The following is a 15,444-nucleotide window of genomic DNA, read 5'->3' as shown; positions in this document are numbered from 1 at the left end:
CCAGTTGGCAGGTCGCATCAATCGACTTGACCAATGGCCAACCTGTCAGTGATGTGTCCGAACAAGCGTCAGCTATGTCTCCGGTCTAAACACTTGACCGGGCGATCCAGTACTCCGAGACGTCAGTCATTGAATCGAGAAGCCGCGGCGTACTGGATTCCCGCCTTCGGGGAGAATGACAGCGAGCGCGGGACAGGCAGTGTCCGCGCCGCCGCCGGATCAATCCCCCTCAACCATTACCGACAAAATTGCGGGGCATTCCTTCGCCTCGCCCCAATCAAACCCAAATATCTCCCGATTCGCGCAAGCCGCCGACTTTTTTTGGGCTGATTCAGACGGCGATTTACCGGCTCCAGTTTGCGGGGCATTTCTGGACAACAACAAAAAGACTGAAGCCGGGATGCCCCAGCGTTGCGTTAGTAAGGGGGAGCATCACCATGGAGACGACGGCGTACCGCCCGTCCAGGGAATCGAGATCGGTCGATTCCGATCAAACTGCATCACATCCGGCCGTCGCGTCCTATATCCGTGCGCGCGCCGCGCGGGTCGATCTGTCACCGGAAGATCCAATTCCACTGTTCCTGTCCGATCCGCTCGGTGTGCCGGATTCAGCCGAATATACGGCGCGGGCGTTGAGTCCCCGGCTCAGATTTGTCCCGCCTGTTCTCGCGGCGGTTCTCGTCGCATCCACGCTGGCCGTTGCGGCCGCGCTGTTTCAGCCCAGTCTCCGCAATCTCTTCGCCGCCGACGCTGCCAGCCCGACGGGTGCCGAGCTGGACCAGGCCATGGCGTCGGCCGACGTGCCGGACAGGCCTCAGACCGCGTACAAGGACCCGGCGCGCTTGGGCAACACGAGGCTGGCGAGCGCTGACGCGCAGGATCTCCCCGCAGCCTCAGCTCCGAGCCGCGAAGCGATTGCGACTGCCTATCAAACCGCGCTGCAAGCCCAGGCGCCCGGGCCAGTCGCCGCGCCGCCTGCGCCCCCACCGCCCGCCAAGACGCTCGATGCCGACACACTGGCTGGGCTGATGGCGCGCGCGAACGGTCTGTTGGCGGTCGGCGACATTGCCGCGGCGCGCCTGCTGCTCGAACGCGCCGCCAATGCACAGGATGCAACGGCTGCATTTCTGCTCGCGCAAACCTATGACCCGGCGGTGCTGGGCACGAGCGACGCGCGGCGCGTTGCTGCCGACGCGACCGCCGCGCGCGACTGGTACCAAAAGGCCGCAGGCCTTGGATCGGCGGAGGCGCGGCAACGCCTCGCCCAGCTTCAGAACTAGAACTCTTTAGGGGATATCATGCGTAACGCTTTGAGAATGGCGCTTGCCGCCATCATGACGATCTGTGCCTTCGCGGCACGCGCCGAGCAGACCGAATATGATCCGGCCAAGGTCTCTGACAGCCTGAAAGCCATCTTCCAGTTCGGTTCGAGCTCGACCAAGCAGTCGCTGAACGCCAACACCGTGACGTTGATCACCGGCACGATCGGCGGCACCTATGTGCAATTCGGCGCCGACCTCGCCTCCGTGCTCGACGACGGCAACAGGATTCGTGTGTTGCCAATCGTCGGCCGAGGCTCGGTGCAGAGCGTTGCCGACATCCTGTTCCTGCAAGGCGTCGATCTCGGAATCGTGCGCGCGGATACGCTCGACTATCTCGAGCGCAAAGGTTTTGCCAAGGACATCAAGAAGCAATTCACCTATGTGACGAAGCTCTACAACGAGGAGATGCAGGTGATCGCGCCAAAAGCGGTCGCGACACTCAAGGATCTGGAAGGTAAAACTGTAAGCGTCGATCTGCCGAACGGCGGCACCTTCGTCACCGCGCTCACCGTGTTCGAGCGGCTCGGGATCAAGGCGAAATTCGTTTATGTCGAGCAGCGCATCGCGATGGAGAAACTGAAGGCCGGCGAGATCGACGCCGTCATCGTGGTCGGCGGCAAACCGTACAAGTCCGTTTCGACCTTCGGCAATGACGGCCGCTTCCACCTTGCGACCGTGGACTATGCAAAGCCCCTCCAGAGCGACTATCTGCCGGCGACGCTGACCGCCAAGGACTATCCGAACCTAGTCAAGGAGGGCGAGAGCGTGGACACCATCGCGGTGCCGGCGGTGCTCGCGGCCTACAACTGGGCGCCCAACACCGAGCGCTACCGCAAGCTTGCATTGTACGTGGACGCGTTCTTCACGAAGTTCCCGACGCTGCAGAACCCGCCTTTCCATCCCAAGTGGAAGGAGGTCTCGCTCGCGGCGCCCTTGGCGGGCTGGAACAGATTGCCGGTGGCGCAGCAATGGCTCAACCGCCACGGCGTCGAACCGGTGACGCGGCAACGCTTCGAGGCGTTCCTGCAACAGAGCCCCTCGGCCGCAAAAGTGTCCGACGCGGATAAGGAAACGCTGTTCAAGCAATTCCAGGCGTGGGACGCGGAAAAGGCGCAGGCGCAGGCGGAAAAGAAGTAGCGAGCAGTCATCCACAGCTGTCATCGCCCGCGAAGGCGGGCGATGACAGCATTCCGAGACGGTTATGGTTCAATCGGAAGGCGGCCGCGGCGTACTGGATTCCCCGCCTTCGCGGGGAATGACAGCGGAGTATGCGGCGACAGCTACTGCGCGGCTTCCACGTCCACCTCATCCACCCCGCGCTTCAGCGCGGCGCGGGCGGCTTCGCGATGCTCGTTCGTGATGTGGCTGGCGACCATGCGGATCGCAGTGGCGAGCACGGCGGCGTCATCGGTGAAGCCGAGGATCGGCATCACGTCGGGGACGAAATCGAACGGCAGGATGAAATAAGCGATCGCCCCGAGCAGCGACGCCTGGACATGGCGCGGCGTCTGCCGGTCGAAGGCGCAGTAATAGGCGGCGAGCAGATCCCCCGCGAACGGTAGTTGCGCGGCGACACGCTTCAGCTTGCGCCAGAAGCGGCGCCGCACGCTCTCACGATCTTCCGCGAGCCGGTCGGCCGGCTCGAAACCGACGCTGTGTTCGGCGGCCATTTTCGGCAAACTCCCCGTTCCAGCCTGGGGCGGCAGATCGCCGCATCCCGTGCTGATCACAAGATGGGGACGCGGCCGGGCCCTGCAAGACGTCAGCCTGGTGTCAGCTTGGCGATGGCGTTCATCGCCTTGGCGAGCGCGATGTCGAGCGCGGTGACGCCGCCGGCGTCGTGGGTCGACAGCACCACCTCCACCGTCTTGTAGACGTTGCGCCATTCGGGGTGGTGGTCCATCTTCTCGGCGACCAGCGCCGCGCGCGTCATGAAGCCGAACGCCTCGTTGAAATCCTTGAAGACAAAGGTTTTCCCGATCGCGTCGCGTCCTTGAACCTCGGTCCAATCAGGTAGTCCGCCCAGCGCCTGCCTGCGCGCCTCCGCCGAGAGCCGTTCTGCCATCATCGCCTCCGTCCTTCAGGGGAACTTTACCTTAACACCGCACCGACGCCCCGGGTTCATACGGGATTAGACCCCATCCGCTAACCATGACGGAGATGTAACCCTGCCGGACAAGAAATTTGCTACACTTGCGGGCGTAAATCGCCGGCCAAGATGAAACTGAGCCTCAAGCGACCGTTCGGGAGATCGATGACCGGGGGATTGGACCTGGCCGAAGCGCCCACCCCGCCCTCGCCGCGATCATCGGCGCGGAAGACGGCGCTCGTGACTCTCGCGCTGGTGCTCGCGATCGTTGGCGCGCTCGCCGGCGGCTACTATTTTGCCATGCGGCCGGTGACGCTGAAGATCGCGGTCGGCCCCGCCAATAGCGATGACGTCAAGGTCGTGCAGGCACTGACCCAGGCCTTCGCGCAGCACAAGAGTTCTGTGCGGCTGCGCCCGATCCAGACCGACGGCGCCACCGCCAGCGCCAATCTGCTCGCGGAAGGCAAGGCCGACCTCGCCATCGTGCGCGGCGACGTCGACGTACCGAAGAACGCGCAAGCGGTTGCGACCCTGCGCAAGAACGTCGTGGTGCTGTGGTCCGTGTCCGGCAAGGGCAAGAAGAAGGGTCCGAAGATCACCAAGATCGCGCAGCTCGCCGGACATCGGGTCGGCGTGGTCGGCCGCACCCAGGCCAACGTCAATTTGCTCAAGGTGATCCTGCAGCAATACGGCGTCGATCCCGCCAAGGTCGAGATCGTGCAATACCCGGCAAGCGAAGCCGTCGAGGCGATCAAGGCCCAGAGGGCTGATGCCTATCTCGCGGCCGGTCCCGTCAACAGCAAGATCACGTCCGAGGCGATCGCCGCCTCCACCAAGGATTTCGGCACGCCAACCTTTCTCGCGATCGATTCCGCGGATGCGATCGCGCAAAATCATCCGGTCTATGAAGCGGCCGAAATTCCCGCGGGCACTTACGGCGGCTCGCCCGATCGCCCCGACGACGAGGTCAAGACCATCAGCTTCTCGCACCACATCGTGGCGCGCAAAACTGTGTCCGAAACCACCATCGCGGCGTTCACGCGCCAGCTGTTCTCCGTGCGCCAGCAATTGGTGACGGAATTCCCGCTGGCGGCGAAGATCGAAACGCCCGACACCGACAAGGATGCGGTGATTCCCGTGCATCCCGGCGCCGCCGCTTTCGTCGACGGCGAGGAAAAGACCTTCCTCGACAGATACAGCGATTACATCTGGTGGACCCTGATGGCGCTCTCGGCCATGGGCTCGATCGGCGCCTGGTTTGCAGGCTATCTGAAGAAGGACGAGCGCGACAACAACAGCCATCTGCGCGAGCGGCTGCTCGACATGATCACCGCCGCTCGAAAGGGCGAAACGACCGAAGATCTCGATCAGATGCAGACCGAGGCCGACGAGATCCTGCGCGACACGCTGCGCTGCTACGACCACGGCGCGATCGAGGAAGGCGCGCTCACCGCCTTCAACATTGCGCTCGACCAGTTCCATGCGGCGGTTGCCGACCGCAAGGCGGTGCTGTTCAGCCTGCCACAGAACCTGCAGCGCACCGGCGCGCAATTCCGGGCCGCGGGCAACGCGTAAGCGCTTGCACCCGTTATCGCTGCGTCACATTGTCTCAATATAGCGTCGGGCTTCACCGTGGCGGCCGCCCTGGACGGCCGCCTCACGCGATATCGAGACCGTCCCATGAACATCAAATTCTCCCGCCGCAATTTCCTGACGACCAGTGCCGGCGCGCTCGGCGCGGTCGCAATGCCCCATCTCTCTCGCGCGGCCGACCGGCCGGCGGTGACCCATGGCGTGCAGTCGGGCGACGTCACCGTCGACGGCGGGGTGGTCTGGGCGCGTACCGACCGGCCCGCACAGATGCTGGTCGACGTGGCGACGACGGAGTCGTTCAGGGATGCCCGCGCACTGCCGCCGATCGCGGCGCTGCCCGAGAGCGACTTCACCGCAAAGATGCTGATCGAAAACCTGCCGGGCGGACAGGACATTTTCTATCGCGTCCGCTTCCGCGATCTTTCGCACACCGCGGTGGAGGGCGAGCCGGTGACCGGCCGCTTCCGCACCGCGCCCGCCGACCGCCGTGACGTCAGCTTCGTCTGGGGCGGCGACGTCGCAGGACAAGGCTGGGGCATCAACCCCGATGACGGCGGCATGTTCACCTTCTCGGCGATGCGCAAGCACCGTCCGGATTTCTTCCTGCACTCCGGTGACACCATCTATGCCGACGGCCCTATCCAGTCCGAGGTGAAGCTCGCCGATGGCAAGATTTGGAAGAACGTCACGATTCCCGAGAAGGCCAAGGTCGCCGAGACGCTGGACGAGTACCGCGCCGCGCACAAATACAATTTCACCGACGACAATCTTCGCGCCTTCAATGCCGAAGTGCCGATCTTCGTGCAGTGGGACGACCATGAGGTGACCAACAACTGGTCGCTGTCGAAGGAGCTGCCCGCGACCTACAAGGAGCGCGACATCGCGCTGCTTGCGGCCCGCGCAGGCCGTGCCTTCCACGAGATGTATCCGATGCGCGAAAGCATCGTCGAGCCCGGCCGGGTCTATCGGCAGATCTCCTATGGTCCCCATCTCGACGTGTTCGTGCTCGACGAGCGTAGCTATCGCGGCCCGAATGGCCCCAACCTCGAAACCGCTTACGACCCGGCCAGCTATTTCCTCGGCCCGGACCAGACCGCCTGGCTCAAGCGCGGCCTGTTGAATTCGCGCGCGACCTGGAAAGTGATCGCCTCCGACATGCCGCTCAGCCTCGTCGTGTCGGACACGCCGAAGGGTGGATCGGAAGCCATTGCGCAGGGCGACGGCCCGGTGCGCGGCCGCGAGTTCGAGATCGCCGACATCCTGCGCTTCATCAAGATGGCGCCGGTCAGCAACACCGTGTGGCTGACGGCGGACGTGCATTACGCTGCCGCGCATTATTACGATCCCAACAAGGCGCAATTCCAGGATTTCGAGCCGTTCTGGGAGTTCGTGTCGGGCCCGCTTCACGCGGGCACGTTCGGTCCGAACGCACTCGACAATACGTTTGGACCGGAGGTGCGTTTCGTCAAGGCGCCGGGGAAAGACAACCAGAACCTGCCGCCGTCCGCCGGCATGCAGTTCTTCGGTCACGTCAAGATCGATGGCGCTTCAGGACAGATGACGGTGACCTTGCGCGACCGCGCCGACGTCGCGCTATGGTCGACCACGCTCGATCCGAAGCAGGCCTGACGCCGTATCGCTAGTCCGCCGCGCGGACCTGGAGCGCCGCCTCCAGCGCGTCGCTCGAACACGGCTTCTGCAGACGCGGCTGGCCGGCGAATTCCGGCGGGATGCGCGCGTCGGCGCCATAGCCGGTGACGAAGACGAACGGAATTTTCAGCGCCGCGAGCCGTTCGGCCACCGCAAAGCTGTTCTCGCGACTCAATCCGACGTCGAGCAAGGCGAATCCGGGGACGCGCGCCGCGATCGCGGCCAGCGCCTGCGCCACTGAACCTACCGTGCGCACGCTCTTCACGCCAAATCCGAGCAGGCGATCCTCGAAGTCGATCGCGATGATCGGATCGTCCTCGACGATGAGAACATCGGCAGGACAATTTGAACTATCGGAAACGGCGGGTGCCATCATCGTAACTTGGAGCATGAGGTTTCTCTGACTGGGATCCCGGTCACGACGCCTGCACCCAGCGCGGAGGGTTCCCGGAACGAAACCCACCACATTACAGTTATTAGGTCTGTCCACTTGTGCACACAGGACCTCGACGGAACTCGCTAAGGTGGAGGCGGATGGGAGTTTGAGATGGACGCGCGGACCAGCAACGCCACCGAGATCGACAGCCGGCCGACCAACAATCTGCTGCGGCGCTTGAGCCCGGCCGACTTCGCCCTGCTTGCGCCACATGTCATGCTCGAAAGCGCCGCGGCGAATGAATTGCTCTACAACCCCGGCGATGACGTCCAGGTCGTCCACTTTCCCTGCGGACCATCGCTTGCGACCTTCCTCGTTCCCAATGAGGACGGCCGCGATGTCGAGACCATCCTGGTCGGCCGCGAAGGCGCGGTGGGCGGCATCGTCAGCGAAGGATTTTTACCGGCCTACACCCGGATCTGCGTGAAATTCGGCGGGCCGTTTGCGCGCATTCACGTCGGCAAGCTGGAGGCCGCCAAGCAGCGCTCGCCCTCGTTGCGCCATGTCTTCGCTCGCTACGCCGACTGCATGCTGGCGCAGATTTTCCAGTCCACCGCCTGCAACGCCATTCACTCGATCGAGCAGCGCACCGCCAAATGGATGCTGGCGGCGATGGAGCGGACCGGCGATGAGAGCAGCGTGCCTCTGACGCACGAACAGCTCGCGACGCTGCTCGGCGTCGGCCGCAGCTATGCCAGCCGCGTGCTCCAGTCGTTCAAGGCAGAAGGCGTGCTCGACACGCGGCGCGGATCGATCCTGGTCCGCAACCGCGAGGGCCTGCGCCTGCGCGCCTGCATGTGCAACGAGGCCGTGAAGTTGCACTTCGAAGAGGTGCTGCGCGGGGTCTATCCGACCGAAGAGCGGCAAGCCGGCTAGCCACCTGCCTCGCTCCTCTTCGGGGATAAGAAGCGGCCGCACTATCCCGCCGGGCGGGAACCTGGGCTAATGTCCCCCGCATGATCGGGGCTTTCCTTCACACTCTCTTCGACATCGCAGCATGGATGGCTGCGGCCGTGGCACTCTACTGGCTGTCGCGACAGGGCTTGCGGTTTCCGGCGCAATCCTTCGAGCGGTCCTACCTCGCCGCTTTGGTGTTCGGTGCGGGCCTCGGCGCCTATCTGTTCGGCTCCGCCAATCTGTGGCTGTCGGGCCAGAGCGGCATTGCGCGCTCGGTCGAGGGCGCGCTCGCCGGGGGCATCGCGGCGATCGAGCTCTACAAATGGTCCGCAGGAATCACGGTGCGAACCGGCGCCCGTTTTGCGCTGCCGCTGGCGCTCGGCATCGCGATCGGCCGGCTCGGCTGCTATTTCGCGGGCCTTGACGATTTCACCTACGGCACGCCGGCGGCATGGCCCTGGGGCCATGATTTCGGCGACGGCATCCTTCGGCATCCCGTGCAGCTGTACGAAAGCGCCGCGATGGGTGTATTCGCGCTGCTCTACGTGCTGGCGGTCTTGAACCGGAGCGGGTTTGTGATCACCAATGGTTTCTACCTCGTCCTCGTCTACTATGGCGCACAGCGCTTTCTGTGGGAATTCCTCAAGCCCTACGGCACGCTGATCGGCCCCTTCACGCTGTTTCACCTGCTGTCGCTGTCCATCCTGCTCTACGCCGTCGTCATGCTGGCGACAGCGCCCAAAGCGAGACCCATGCATGAACGCGCCGTTGCGTAAGTCGCGCCCCTATATCTTCTGGGGCCAGACTCAATCTCTCTGCGAGACCTGCCTGAAGCTGGTGCCGGCCAAGATCCAGATCCTCGACAACGAGGTCTGGTACGAGAAGCGCTGCAAGGAGCATGGCGTCCAGTCCACGCTGGTCTCGACGGACGCAGCCTATTGGCGCCTGTGCAAGGATTTCATCAAGCCCGGCGACCGGCCGCTAGCCTTTCAACGGCATACCGAATTCGGCTGCCCCTACGATTGCGGCCTATGTCCCGACCACGAGCAGCATTCCTGCCTGGCCCTGATCGAGATCACCGAGCATTGCAATCTGACCTGCCCGGTGTGCTTTGCCGATTCCTCGCCGGCGCGGACCAGCTTCACGCCGCTGGCCAAGATCGAGCGAATGCTGGATGCGCTGGTCGCGAGCGAGGGCGAGCCTGATTTGGTGCAGATCTCCGGCGGCGAGCCGACGCTGCATCCGGATTTCTTCGCGATCCTCGATGCGGTGCGCGCCCGCCCGATCCGCCATGTCATGATCAACACCAACGGCCTGCGTATCGCCCGCGAAAAGGATTTCGTGGCGCGGCTCGCCGAGAACAAGCGCGGGCTCGAGGTCTATCTCCAGTTCGACTCGCTCGAACGCGACGCGCTGATCAATCTGCGCGGCGCCGATTTGCGCAAGATCCGTCAGCAGGCGCTGGAAAATCTCGAGCATTACGGCGTATCGACCACGCTGGTGGCGACCATCAAGCGCGGCGTCAACGATGCCGAGATCGGCGACATCGTTCGCCACGCGCTGACCTGGAAGTGCGTTCGCGGCGTCACGCTGCAGCCGGTGCAGGATGCCGGCCGCAACGAGAATTTCGACAAGAACACCGACCGCATCATGCTGTCGGAGATCCGCAAGCGCGTGGTCGAAACCGGCGTGTTCGGCGACAAGGACATGATCCCGCTGCCCTGCAACCCCGAAAGCATCTCGATCGGGTACGGCCTGCGCAACGGCGACAAAGTGCTGCCGCTGACCTCGCTGATCCCGCAGGAGCAACTCGTCGCATTGTTGCCCAATACGATAAGCCCGGAGAAGCATCCGGCGCTGAGGGAGAAATTCATCGATCTGTTTTCGCTGTCCTCGGGGCCGCTGAACACCAGCGAGCGCGTCTGCGAATTGTTGTGCTGCCTGCCGAGCTTCGAGGTACCGCAGGGCATCACGTACGAGAACGTATTCCGCGTCACCATCGTGCAGTTTCTCGACCGCTTCAATTTCTGCGTCGGCAACGTCAAGCGCAGCTGCATCCATTTCGTCACCGAGAGCGGCGCGATCATTCCGTTCGACACCTACAATCTGTTCTACCGGAACGGAAAGATCGACGGCATCCGCGCCGAACTGGCGGCGCAGTCAACCGAAGGAGTCCTGCAGGCATGAGCATCAGCGACACGCCGCCAGCCCCTCCGGGACCGCCTCCTGCCCCGCCGAACAAGCGCAGCGGCTGCCTGACCGCGCTCATGGCGATCTTCGGGATCATCCTGCTGCTGCCCGGCGCCTGTGCACTCCTGTTCGGCGGAATCTCCATATCCGACAGAGGCCGGATCGATTCCGACGTCGCGCCCCTGGTGTTCCTGGGCCTGGTCGTGGGGCTGGGCGGGGTCGCCCTGATCTGGGCCGCCATCAAGGGCCGGCGCGGCTGAGGGCGGCTTTTCGCCTAACCCCCGGGAATCCCCGGACAAAATTCAATCAACCAACGGCCAAAGAACACATTGTTTTTTGGCCGTTTTTGCCTATATTGCGCCGCAACGCGTAGGGTGCCCGGTCGATATGCCGGGCTTTCCCTTTTGGGCGGAAAGCGCCCCGTTTCCAGTCTTCAAGCGTTGTTTCGAGAAGAGGTCCCGGTCTGACCGGCGAGATCGCGCTTAACCCATTGTCCGACCGCAAAGAAGCTCACTCATGAACCTTCGCAACATCGCCATCATCGCCCACGTCGACCACGGCAAGACGACTCTGGTCGACCGCCTCCTCCAGCAATCCGGCACCTATCGCGAGAACCAGAAGGTGACCGAGCGCGCCATGGACTCCAACGATCTGGAGCGCGAGCGCGGCATCACCATCCTGGCCAAGGCGGCCTCGGTGCAGTGGAAGGACACCCGCATCAACATCGTCGACACCCCCGGCCACGCCGATTTCGGCGGCGAGGTCGAGCGCATTCTCAACATGGTGGACGGCGCGCTGGTGCTGGTCGACGCCGCCGAGGGCCCGCTGCCGCAGACCAAATTCGTGGTCTCCAAGGCGCTCAAGGTCGGTTTGAAGCCGATCGTCGTGATCAACAAGGTTGACCGTCCCGACGCGCGGGCGACCGAAGTCATCAACGAGGTGTTCGATCTGTTCGCGGCGCTCGACGCCAGCGAGGAGCAGCTCGACTTCCCGATCCTCTACGGGTCGGCCAAGCAAGGCTGGATGGCCGAGAGCCCGGACGGGTCGCACGAAGCCGGCATGCAGCCGCTGTTCGACCTGATCGTGCGTCATGTCGCGCCGCCGACCGTCGAGGAAGGCCCGTTCCGCATGATCGGCACCATTCTGGAGGCCAACCCCTATCTCGGCCGCATCATCACCGGCCGTATCTCCTCAGGCTCGATCAAGCCGAACCAGGCCGTGAAGGTGCTGGGCGCCGACGGCAAGACCATCGAGACCGGCCGCATCACCAAGATCCTCGCCTTCCGCGGCATTGAGCGCACTCCTCTCGACGAAGCCGAGGCAGGCGACATCGTCGCGATCGCCGGCCTGACCAAGGGCACAGTCGCCGATACCTTCTGCGATCCGTCGGTCGACACCCCGCTGGTGGCGCAGCCGATCGATCCGCCGACCGTCTCGATGTCCTTCATCGTCAACAACTCGCCGCTCGCGGGCACCGAAGGCGACAAGGTGACCAGCCGCATGATCCGCGACCGCCTGCTGCGCGAGTCCGAAGGAAACGTCGCGCTGCGGGTCGTCGAAGCCTCGGACAAGGACGCGATGGAAGTCTCGGGCCGCGGTGAATTGCAGCTCGCGATCCTGATCGAGACCATGCGCCGCGAGGGCTTCGAGCTTTCGGTGTCGCGTCCGCGCGTCGTGCTGCAGAAAGACGAGGCCACCGGCGCCACGCTGGAGCCGATCGAGGAAGTCGTCATCGACGTCGATGAAGAGCATTCCGGCGTCGTCGTGCAGAAGATGAGCGAGCGCAAGTCCGAGCTGATCGAGATGAAGCCGTCCGGCGGCAACCGCCTGCGGCTGGTGTTCTACGCGCCGACGCGCGGCCTGATCGGCTACCAGGGCGAACTGCTCACCGATACCCGCGGCACCGCGATCATGAACCGTTTGTTCCATGGCTACGCGCCGTACAAGGGCGAGATCCAGGGCCGCCGCAATGGCGTGCTGATCTCCAACGACCAGGGCGAAGCGGTGGCTTACGCCATGTTCAAGCTGGAAGATCGCGGCCCGATGATGATCGAGCCGGGCTGGAAGGTCTACAAGGGCATGATCGTCGGCGAGCATACCCGCGACAACGACCTCGAGATCAACGTGCTCAAGGGCAAGCAGCTCACCAACATCCGAACCACGTCGAAGGATGAAGCGGTGCGCCTGACCCCGCCGATCCGCATGACCCTGGAAAAGGCGCTGGCCTATATCGAGGACGACGAGTTGGTCGAGATCACGCCGAAGTCGATCCGCCTGCGTAAGCGGCACCTCGACCCGAACGAGCGCAAGCGCGCGGAAAAATCCAAGGAAGCGGTGGCTTAAGCTACCGCCCTCGTGCCCCGGACGCAGCGCAGCACGCAGTGATGCGCTGCTGAGCCGGGGCCCAGTTACTCTCACAACCTCCACATCACCTTGGGTCCCGGCTCTGCGGAGCGGCGTTACACGCCGCACCGCGTCCGGGACACGTGAGCTGTGTGTCCGCCCGGCTTCAGCACTCTTTGCGAACGTGCTAGAGCCCGCCCATGAGCTCCCTTCCCTCCTCCGTTGACGTCGCGATCATCGGTGCGGGCGCCGCCGGCCTCGGCGCGGCGCATGCGCTGGCAGGCTCCGGCCTCTCCGTGATCGTGCTCGAGGCGCGCGACCGGCTTGGTGGCCGAGCCTGGACGGTGCAGGCCTCGCCCGAGGTGACCTTCGACGTCGGCTGCGGCTGGCTGCATTCGGCGGACCAGAACTCCTTTGCCGCGATCGCAAATCAGCTCGGTTTCGAGGTCAACAAGGACCTGCCGCCGTGGCGCGAGCGCGCCTATGGCAACGCGTTTCCGCAGAGCCAGCGCGACGAGTTCATGCGCGCGATGGACGCATTCTACGAGCGGCTCTGGCAGGCCGCGCAGAAAGGCAAGGACGAGCCGGCCAGCCTGAGCCTGGAGCCTGGCAATCGCTGGAATCCCATGATCGACGCGATCTCGACTTATATCAACGGCTGCGAACTGAAGGACATGTCCACACTGGACTGGGACGCCTATGAGGACAGCGACCTCAATTGGCGCGTCCGCCGCGGCTACGGCGCTCTGATCGCGGCCTATGGCGCGCCCTGCCCGGTGGCGCTGAACTGCAACGTCACGGTGATCGATCATTCCGGCCAACGCATCCGCGTCGAAACCTCCCGGGGCACGCTGATCGCCGACAAGGTGATCGTCACCGTGCCGACCAATCTCATCGCCAATGAGGCCATCCGGTTCTCGCCACCTTCCCCCGCCAAGGTCGATGCCGCAGCCGGCCTGCCGCTCGGGGTCGACGACAAGGTGACGCTGGCGCTCGACGATGCCGAGGCCTTCCCGAAGGAAGGCAATTTGCGCGGCGCCACAATGCGCACCGACATGGGCACCTATCATATCCGCCCATTCGGCCAGCCCTGCATCGAAGGCTTTTTCGGCGGCAGCTTTGCACGCGGACTGGAAGACGCCGGCGAAGGCGCGATTGCCGCGCAGGGCATCGACGAGATCGCAGGCCTTCTCGGCAACGATATCAGGCGAAAGCTGAAGCCGCTCTACGAGTCGCGCTGGGCCCACGACCCCTTCGCGAGAGGCTCCTACTCGCACGCGCTGCCGGGCCACGCCGGTGACCGCGCCGTGCTGGCGGCACCTGTGGATGGGCGGCTGTTCTTTGCAGGAGAAGCGACGTCGCCGAATTTTTTCTCGACGGCGCACGGGGCAAGGGACAGCGGCGAACGGGCGGCACAGGAAGCGCTAGGAGTTCTGGGCAAACCGTAACCACACACTCGTATCGCGAGCGCAGCGAAGCAATCCAGAATCTTTCCGCAGCGGCAGCCTGGATCGCTTCGCTGCGCTCGCAATGACGAATTACTCGATCACCCGCGCCCGCAAATCGGCATCCGGTACGAAGCACGAATCATACTTGCCAAAGATGCGGTAGCGGTTGCGCGCGACGAGATTGTAGAGCGGGTCCCGTAGCGGCTTGGGCACGGCGAACAACGCGCGCACCCAACCCCAGCCGGGGAGCTGCGACAGCACCGTCAGCGCGGCGTCCGACTTCATGAACACCTCGCCGCCGTGAACCACGGCGTTGGTGTCGGGATCAGCGGGATCGATGCCGAACGTGCGCGCGAGCCGGGCGCCATAGTCAGACTGGATCGGCGTGAAGCGAAATCGCTTCGCCGTGTCACGTTTGGCGACGAAGCGGACCCAGCGCGAGCAGAAAATGCAGACCCCATCGAACAGGATGACGTCATCGTCAGGCCATTTGGGCATCAGCGATTATCCAATATCAGGAAATGCAGCGTCATGGCTTTTTGCCAGCCGCCGGCTTCAGAGCGCGATCGAGTTCGGCACTCGCGGATTTGACGCCGGCCTCGCTCTCGATCATCCAGTGCCCTTCGCTGCCCACGCCCGGCAGCGCACGGAACTCGACCTTGCCGCCGCTGCGCCGAAACGCGTCGACCAACGCAAGCGAAAATGACGGTGCAAAGTAGCTGTCATTGACGGCAACGAGCCACGTGACGGGGATGCGCGCGGCCTTGCCGAATTCCGCCGCCGCCGCGAGAAGCGTATGCGGCGCGCAGATCCGGTTCGGCTCGTCATTGGCATGGCCACCGCGGCCCGGCGCAAGGGCGATGATGGCGGAGATCGCCTTCGGATCGGCATTCGCGAGCGCCAGCGCGCCCCAACCGCCGGCGGAATGGCCGATCACGATCGCAGCGTCCTTGCGGATAAAATCCTGCTTTCGCACATCGTCCAGCGCGAGCGCGATTTCGTCGGCCGTTAAACGGCCCGAGCGCACATAGTCCGCCTCGTCGCAGCCACCCTGGTCCTCGATATAGCGCCCGCCCGTTGTGCCATGGCCGAGCCGTTCCGGCACCAGCACGGCGAAGCCGCGCGCGATGAGGAATGCCGTGAGTGCGCGGTATTCCGGCTGGGGCATTTGCGCGCGTCGCAAGGCATTTTGCGTCGATGCGTGCGCGATCACCGCAAGCCGGAACGGGCCGGCACCCGGCGGGCGAAACAGCAGGGCATGAGCGGCGATGTCGGTATCCGGCGATGGCACGCGCCATTGCTGCCGGCGAAACGGATCGCCCTCCGCTCCGGACGAACCAAAAGTGACCTGAGCGCACACAGGCGACGCAGTCAGCAAGGCCAACAAAGGCAGAAGCACGAAGATATTGAGGAGCCGCATGAATTGCCGGAGGCGAGAACTGCGACGGTCACACTAGTAGGAACGAATCAATATCG

Annotated in this window: 15 protein-coding genes; 10 read left to right on the top strand and 5 right to left on the bottom strand. The window is 64.1% G+C overall.

Annotation, left to right across the window (positions count from 1 at the left end; translation table 11 throughout):
• Window positions 1-437 precede the first annotated feature (437 nt).
• A complete protein-coding gene (locus tag ABIB80_RS37745; RefSeq protein ID WP_007598750.1) occupies window positions 438-1,280 on the top strand; it encodes a hypothetical protein in 843 nt (280 codons plus the stop codon).
• 18 nt (window positions 1,281-1,298) lie between these two features.
• Entirely contained in the window at window positions 1,299-2,459 is a 1,161-nt protein-coding gene (locus ABIB80_RS37740; protein WP_007598749.1) for a TAXI family TRAP transporter solute-binding subunit, read from the top strand.
• A gap of 143 nt (window positions 2,460-2,602) precedes the next feature.
• On the opposite strand, the gene ABIB80_RS37735 is transcribed toward ABIB80_RS37740, so the two are convergent.
• Window positions 2,603-2,992 (bottom strand): YkvA family protein, encoded by a 390-nt coding sequence (locus ABIB80_RS37735; RefSeq protein ID WP_354129462.1) that lies wholly within the window; start codon window positions 2,990-2,992, stop codon window positions 2,603-2,605.
• A 92-nt stretch (window positions 2,993-3,084) separates the two neighbouring features.
• Window positions 3,085-3,387 (bottom strand): 4a-hydroxytetrahydrobiopterin dehydratase, encoded by a 303-nt coding sequence (locus ABIB80_RS37730; protein ID WP_007598746.1) that lies wholly within the window; start codon window positions 3,385-3,387, stop codon window positions 3,085-3,087.
• A 153-nt stretch (window positions 3,388-3,540) separates the two neighbouring features.
• Here ABIB80_RS37730 and ABIB80_RS37725 point away from each other — a divergent pair, with 153 nt between their 5' ends.
• Complete coding sequence (locus ABIB80_RS37725; RefSeq protein WP_354129461.1) at window positions 3,541-4,986, top strand: TAXI family TRAP transporter solute-binding subunit; 1,446 nt, start codon at window positions 3,541-3,543, stop codon at window positions 4,984-4,986.
• 105 nt (window positions 4,987-5,091) lie between these two features.
• On the top strand, window positions 5,092-6,633 hold the full coding sequence (locus ABIB80_RS37720; RefSeq protein WP_007598742.1) for an alkaline phosphatase D family protein: 1,542 nt from the start codon (window positions 5,092-5,094) through the stop codon (window positions 6,631-6,633).
• A 10-nt stretch (window positions 6,634-6,643) separates the two neighbouring features.
• Here the strand turns inward: ABIB80_RS37720 and ABIB80_RS37715 are convergent, their stop codons facing one another.
• Window positions 6,644-7,045, bottom strand: coding sequence for a response regulator (locus tag ABIB80_RS37715; protein WP_007598740.1), 402 nt, complete (start codon window positions 7,043-7,045; stop codon window positions 6,644-6,646).
• A gap of 156 nt (window positions 7,046-7,201) precedes the next feature.
• Between ABIB80_RS37715 and ABIB80_RS37710 the strand changes: the two genes are divergently transcribed.
• The 6 genes from ABIB80_RS37710 (at window position 7,202) to ABIB80_RS37685 (ending at window position 13,968) form a co-directional block, all read left to right on the top strand.
• On the top strand, window positions 7,202-7,966 hold the full coding sequence (locus tag ABIB80_RS37710) for a Crp/Fnr family transcriptional regulator (protein ID WP_007598738.1): 765 nt from the start codon (window positions 7,202-7,204) through the stop codon (window positions 7,964-7,966).
• An 80-nt stretch (window positions 7,967-8,046) separates the two neighbouring features.
• Window positions 8,047-8,763: a prolipoprotein diacylglyceryl transferase family protein gene (locus ABIB80_RS37705; protein ID WP_354129460.1), complete on the top strand. Its 717-nt coding sequence runs from the start codon at window positions 8,047-8,049 to the stop codon at window positions 8,761-8,763.
• Window positions 8,744-10,174: a radical SAM protein gene (locus ABIB80_RS37700; RefSeq protein ID WP_007598734.1), complete on the top strand. Its 1,431-nt coding sequence runs from the start codon at window positions 8,744-8,746 to the stop codon at window positions 10,172-10,174. The genes ABIB80_RS37705 and ABIB80_RS37700 overlap by 20 nt, the downstream gene beginning before the upstream one ends.
• On the top strand, window positions 10,171-10,437 hold the full coding sequence (locus ABIB80_RS37695; protein WP_007598732.1) for a hypothetical protein: 267 nt from the start codon (window positions 10,171-10,173) through the stop codon (window positions 10,435-10,437). The genes ABIB80_RS37700 and ABIB80_RS37695 overlap by 4 nt, the downstream gene beginning before the upstream one ends.
• Before the next feature lie 256 nt (window positions 10,438-10,693).
• Window positions 10,694-12,520 carry a translational GTPase TypA gene (typA, locus tag ABIB80_RS37690; RefSeq protein WP_007598731.1) on the top strand — a complete coding sequence of 609 codons (1,827 nt, stop codon included), beginning with the start codon at window positions 10,694-10,696 and terminating at the stop codon, window positions 12,518-12,520.
• Between the two features lie 200 nt (window positions 12,521-12,720).
• Complete coding sequence (locus ABIB80_RS37685; RefSeq protein ID WP_354129459.1) at window positions 12,721-13,968, top strand: flavin monoamine oxidase family protein; 1,248 nt, start codon at window positions 12,721-12,723, stop codon at window positions 13,966-13,968.
• 90 nt (window positions 13,969-14,058) lie between these two features.
• On the opposite strand, the gene ABIB80_RS37680 is transcribed toward ABIB80_RS37685, so the two are convergent.
• Window positions 14,059-14,466, bottom strand: coding sequence for a thiol-disulfide oxidoreductase DCC family protein (locus tag ABIB80_RS37680; RefSeq protein ID WP_354129458.1), 408 nt, complete (start codon window positions 14,464-14,466; stop codon window positions 14,059-14,061).
• Between the two features lie 31 nt (window positions 14,467-14,497).
• On the bottom strand, window positions 14,498-15,388 hold the full coding sequence (locus tag ABIB80_RS37675; RefSeq protein WP_007598727.1) for an alpha/beta hydrolase family protein: 891 nt from the start codon (window positions 15,386-15,388) through the stop codon (window positions 14,498-14,500).
• Window positions 15,389-15,444 lie beyond the last annotated feature (56 nt).

The sequence above is a fragment of the Bradyrhizobium sp. i1.15.2 genome (assembly GCF_040548425.1).
Taxonomy (GTDB): domain Bacteria; phylum Pseudomonadota; class Alphaproteobacteria; order Rhizobiales; family Xanthobacteraceae; genus Bradyrhizobium; species Bradyrhizobium canariense.
Note: the sequence above shows the minus strand (reverse complement) of the source record. Positions and strands in the feature narration are given on the sequence as shown.

Bases quoted from the DNA above. Each gene is read 5' to 3' on its own strand.
- ABIB80_RS37700 (WP_007598734.1), top strand. From the start codon at position 8,744: ATGAACGCGCCGTTGCGTAAGTCGCGCCCCTATATCTTCTGGGGCCAG.
- ABIB80_RS37715 (WP_007598740.1), bottom strand. From the start codon at position 7,045: ATGCTCCAAGTTACGATGATGGCACCCGCCGTTTCCGATAGTTCAAAT.
- ABIB80_RS37680 (WP_354129458.1), bottom strand. From the start codon at position 14,466: ATGCCCAAATGGCCTGACGATGACGTCATCCTGTTCGATGGGGTCTGC.
- ABIB80_RS37740 (WP_007598749.1), top strand. From the start codon at position 1,299: ATGCGTAACGCTTTGAGAATGGCGCTTGCCGCCATCATGACGATCTGT.
- ABIB80_RS37745 (WP_007598750.1), top strand. From the start codon at position 438: ATGGAGACGACGGCGTACCGCCCGTCCAGGGAATCGAGATCGGTCGAT.
- ABIB80_RS37720 (WP_007598742.1), top strand. From the start codon at position 5,092: ATGAACATCAAATTCTCCCGCCGCAATTTCCTGACGACCAGTGCCGGC.
- ABIB80_RS37735 (WP_354129462.1), bottom strand. From the start codon at position 2,992: ATGGCCGCCGAACACAGCGTCGGTTTCGAGCCGGCCGACCGGCTCGCG.
- ABIB80_RS37705 (WP_354129460.1), top strand. From the start codon at position 8,047: ATGATCGGGGCTTTCCTTCACACTCTCTTCGACATCGCAGCATGGATG.
- ABIB80_RS37685 (WP_354129459.1), top strand. From the start codon at position 12,721: ATGAGCTCCCTTCCCTCCTCCGTTGACGTCGCGATCATCGGTGCGGGC.
- ABIB80_RS37730 (WP_007598746.1), bottom strand. From the start codon at position 3,387: ATGGCAGAACGGCTCTCGGCGGAGGCGCGCAGGCAGGCGCTGGGCGGA.
- typA (WP_007598731.1), top strand. From the start codon at position 10,694: ATGAACCTTCGCAACATCGCCATCATCGCCCACGTCGACCACGGCAAG.
- ABIB80_RS37710 (WP_007598738.1), top strand. From the start codon at position 7,202: ATGGACGCGCGGACCAGCAACGCCACCGAGATCGACAGCCGGCCGACC.
- ABIB80_RS37725 (WP_354129461.1), top strand. From the start codon at position 3,541: ATGAAACTGAGCCTCAAGCGACCGTTCGGGAGATCGATGACCGGGGGA.
- ABIB80_RS37695 (WP_007598732.1), top strand. From the start codon at position 10,171: ATGAGCATCAGCGACACGCCGCCAGCCCCTCCGGGACCGCCTCCTGCC.
- ABIB80_RS37675 (WP_007598727.1), bottom strand. From the start codon at position 15,388: ATGCGGCTCCTCAATATCTTCGTGCTTCTGCCTTTGTTGGCCTTGCTG.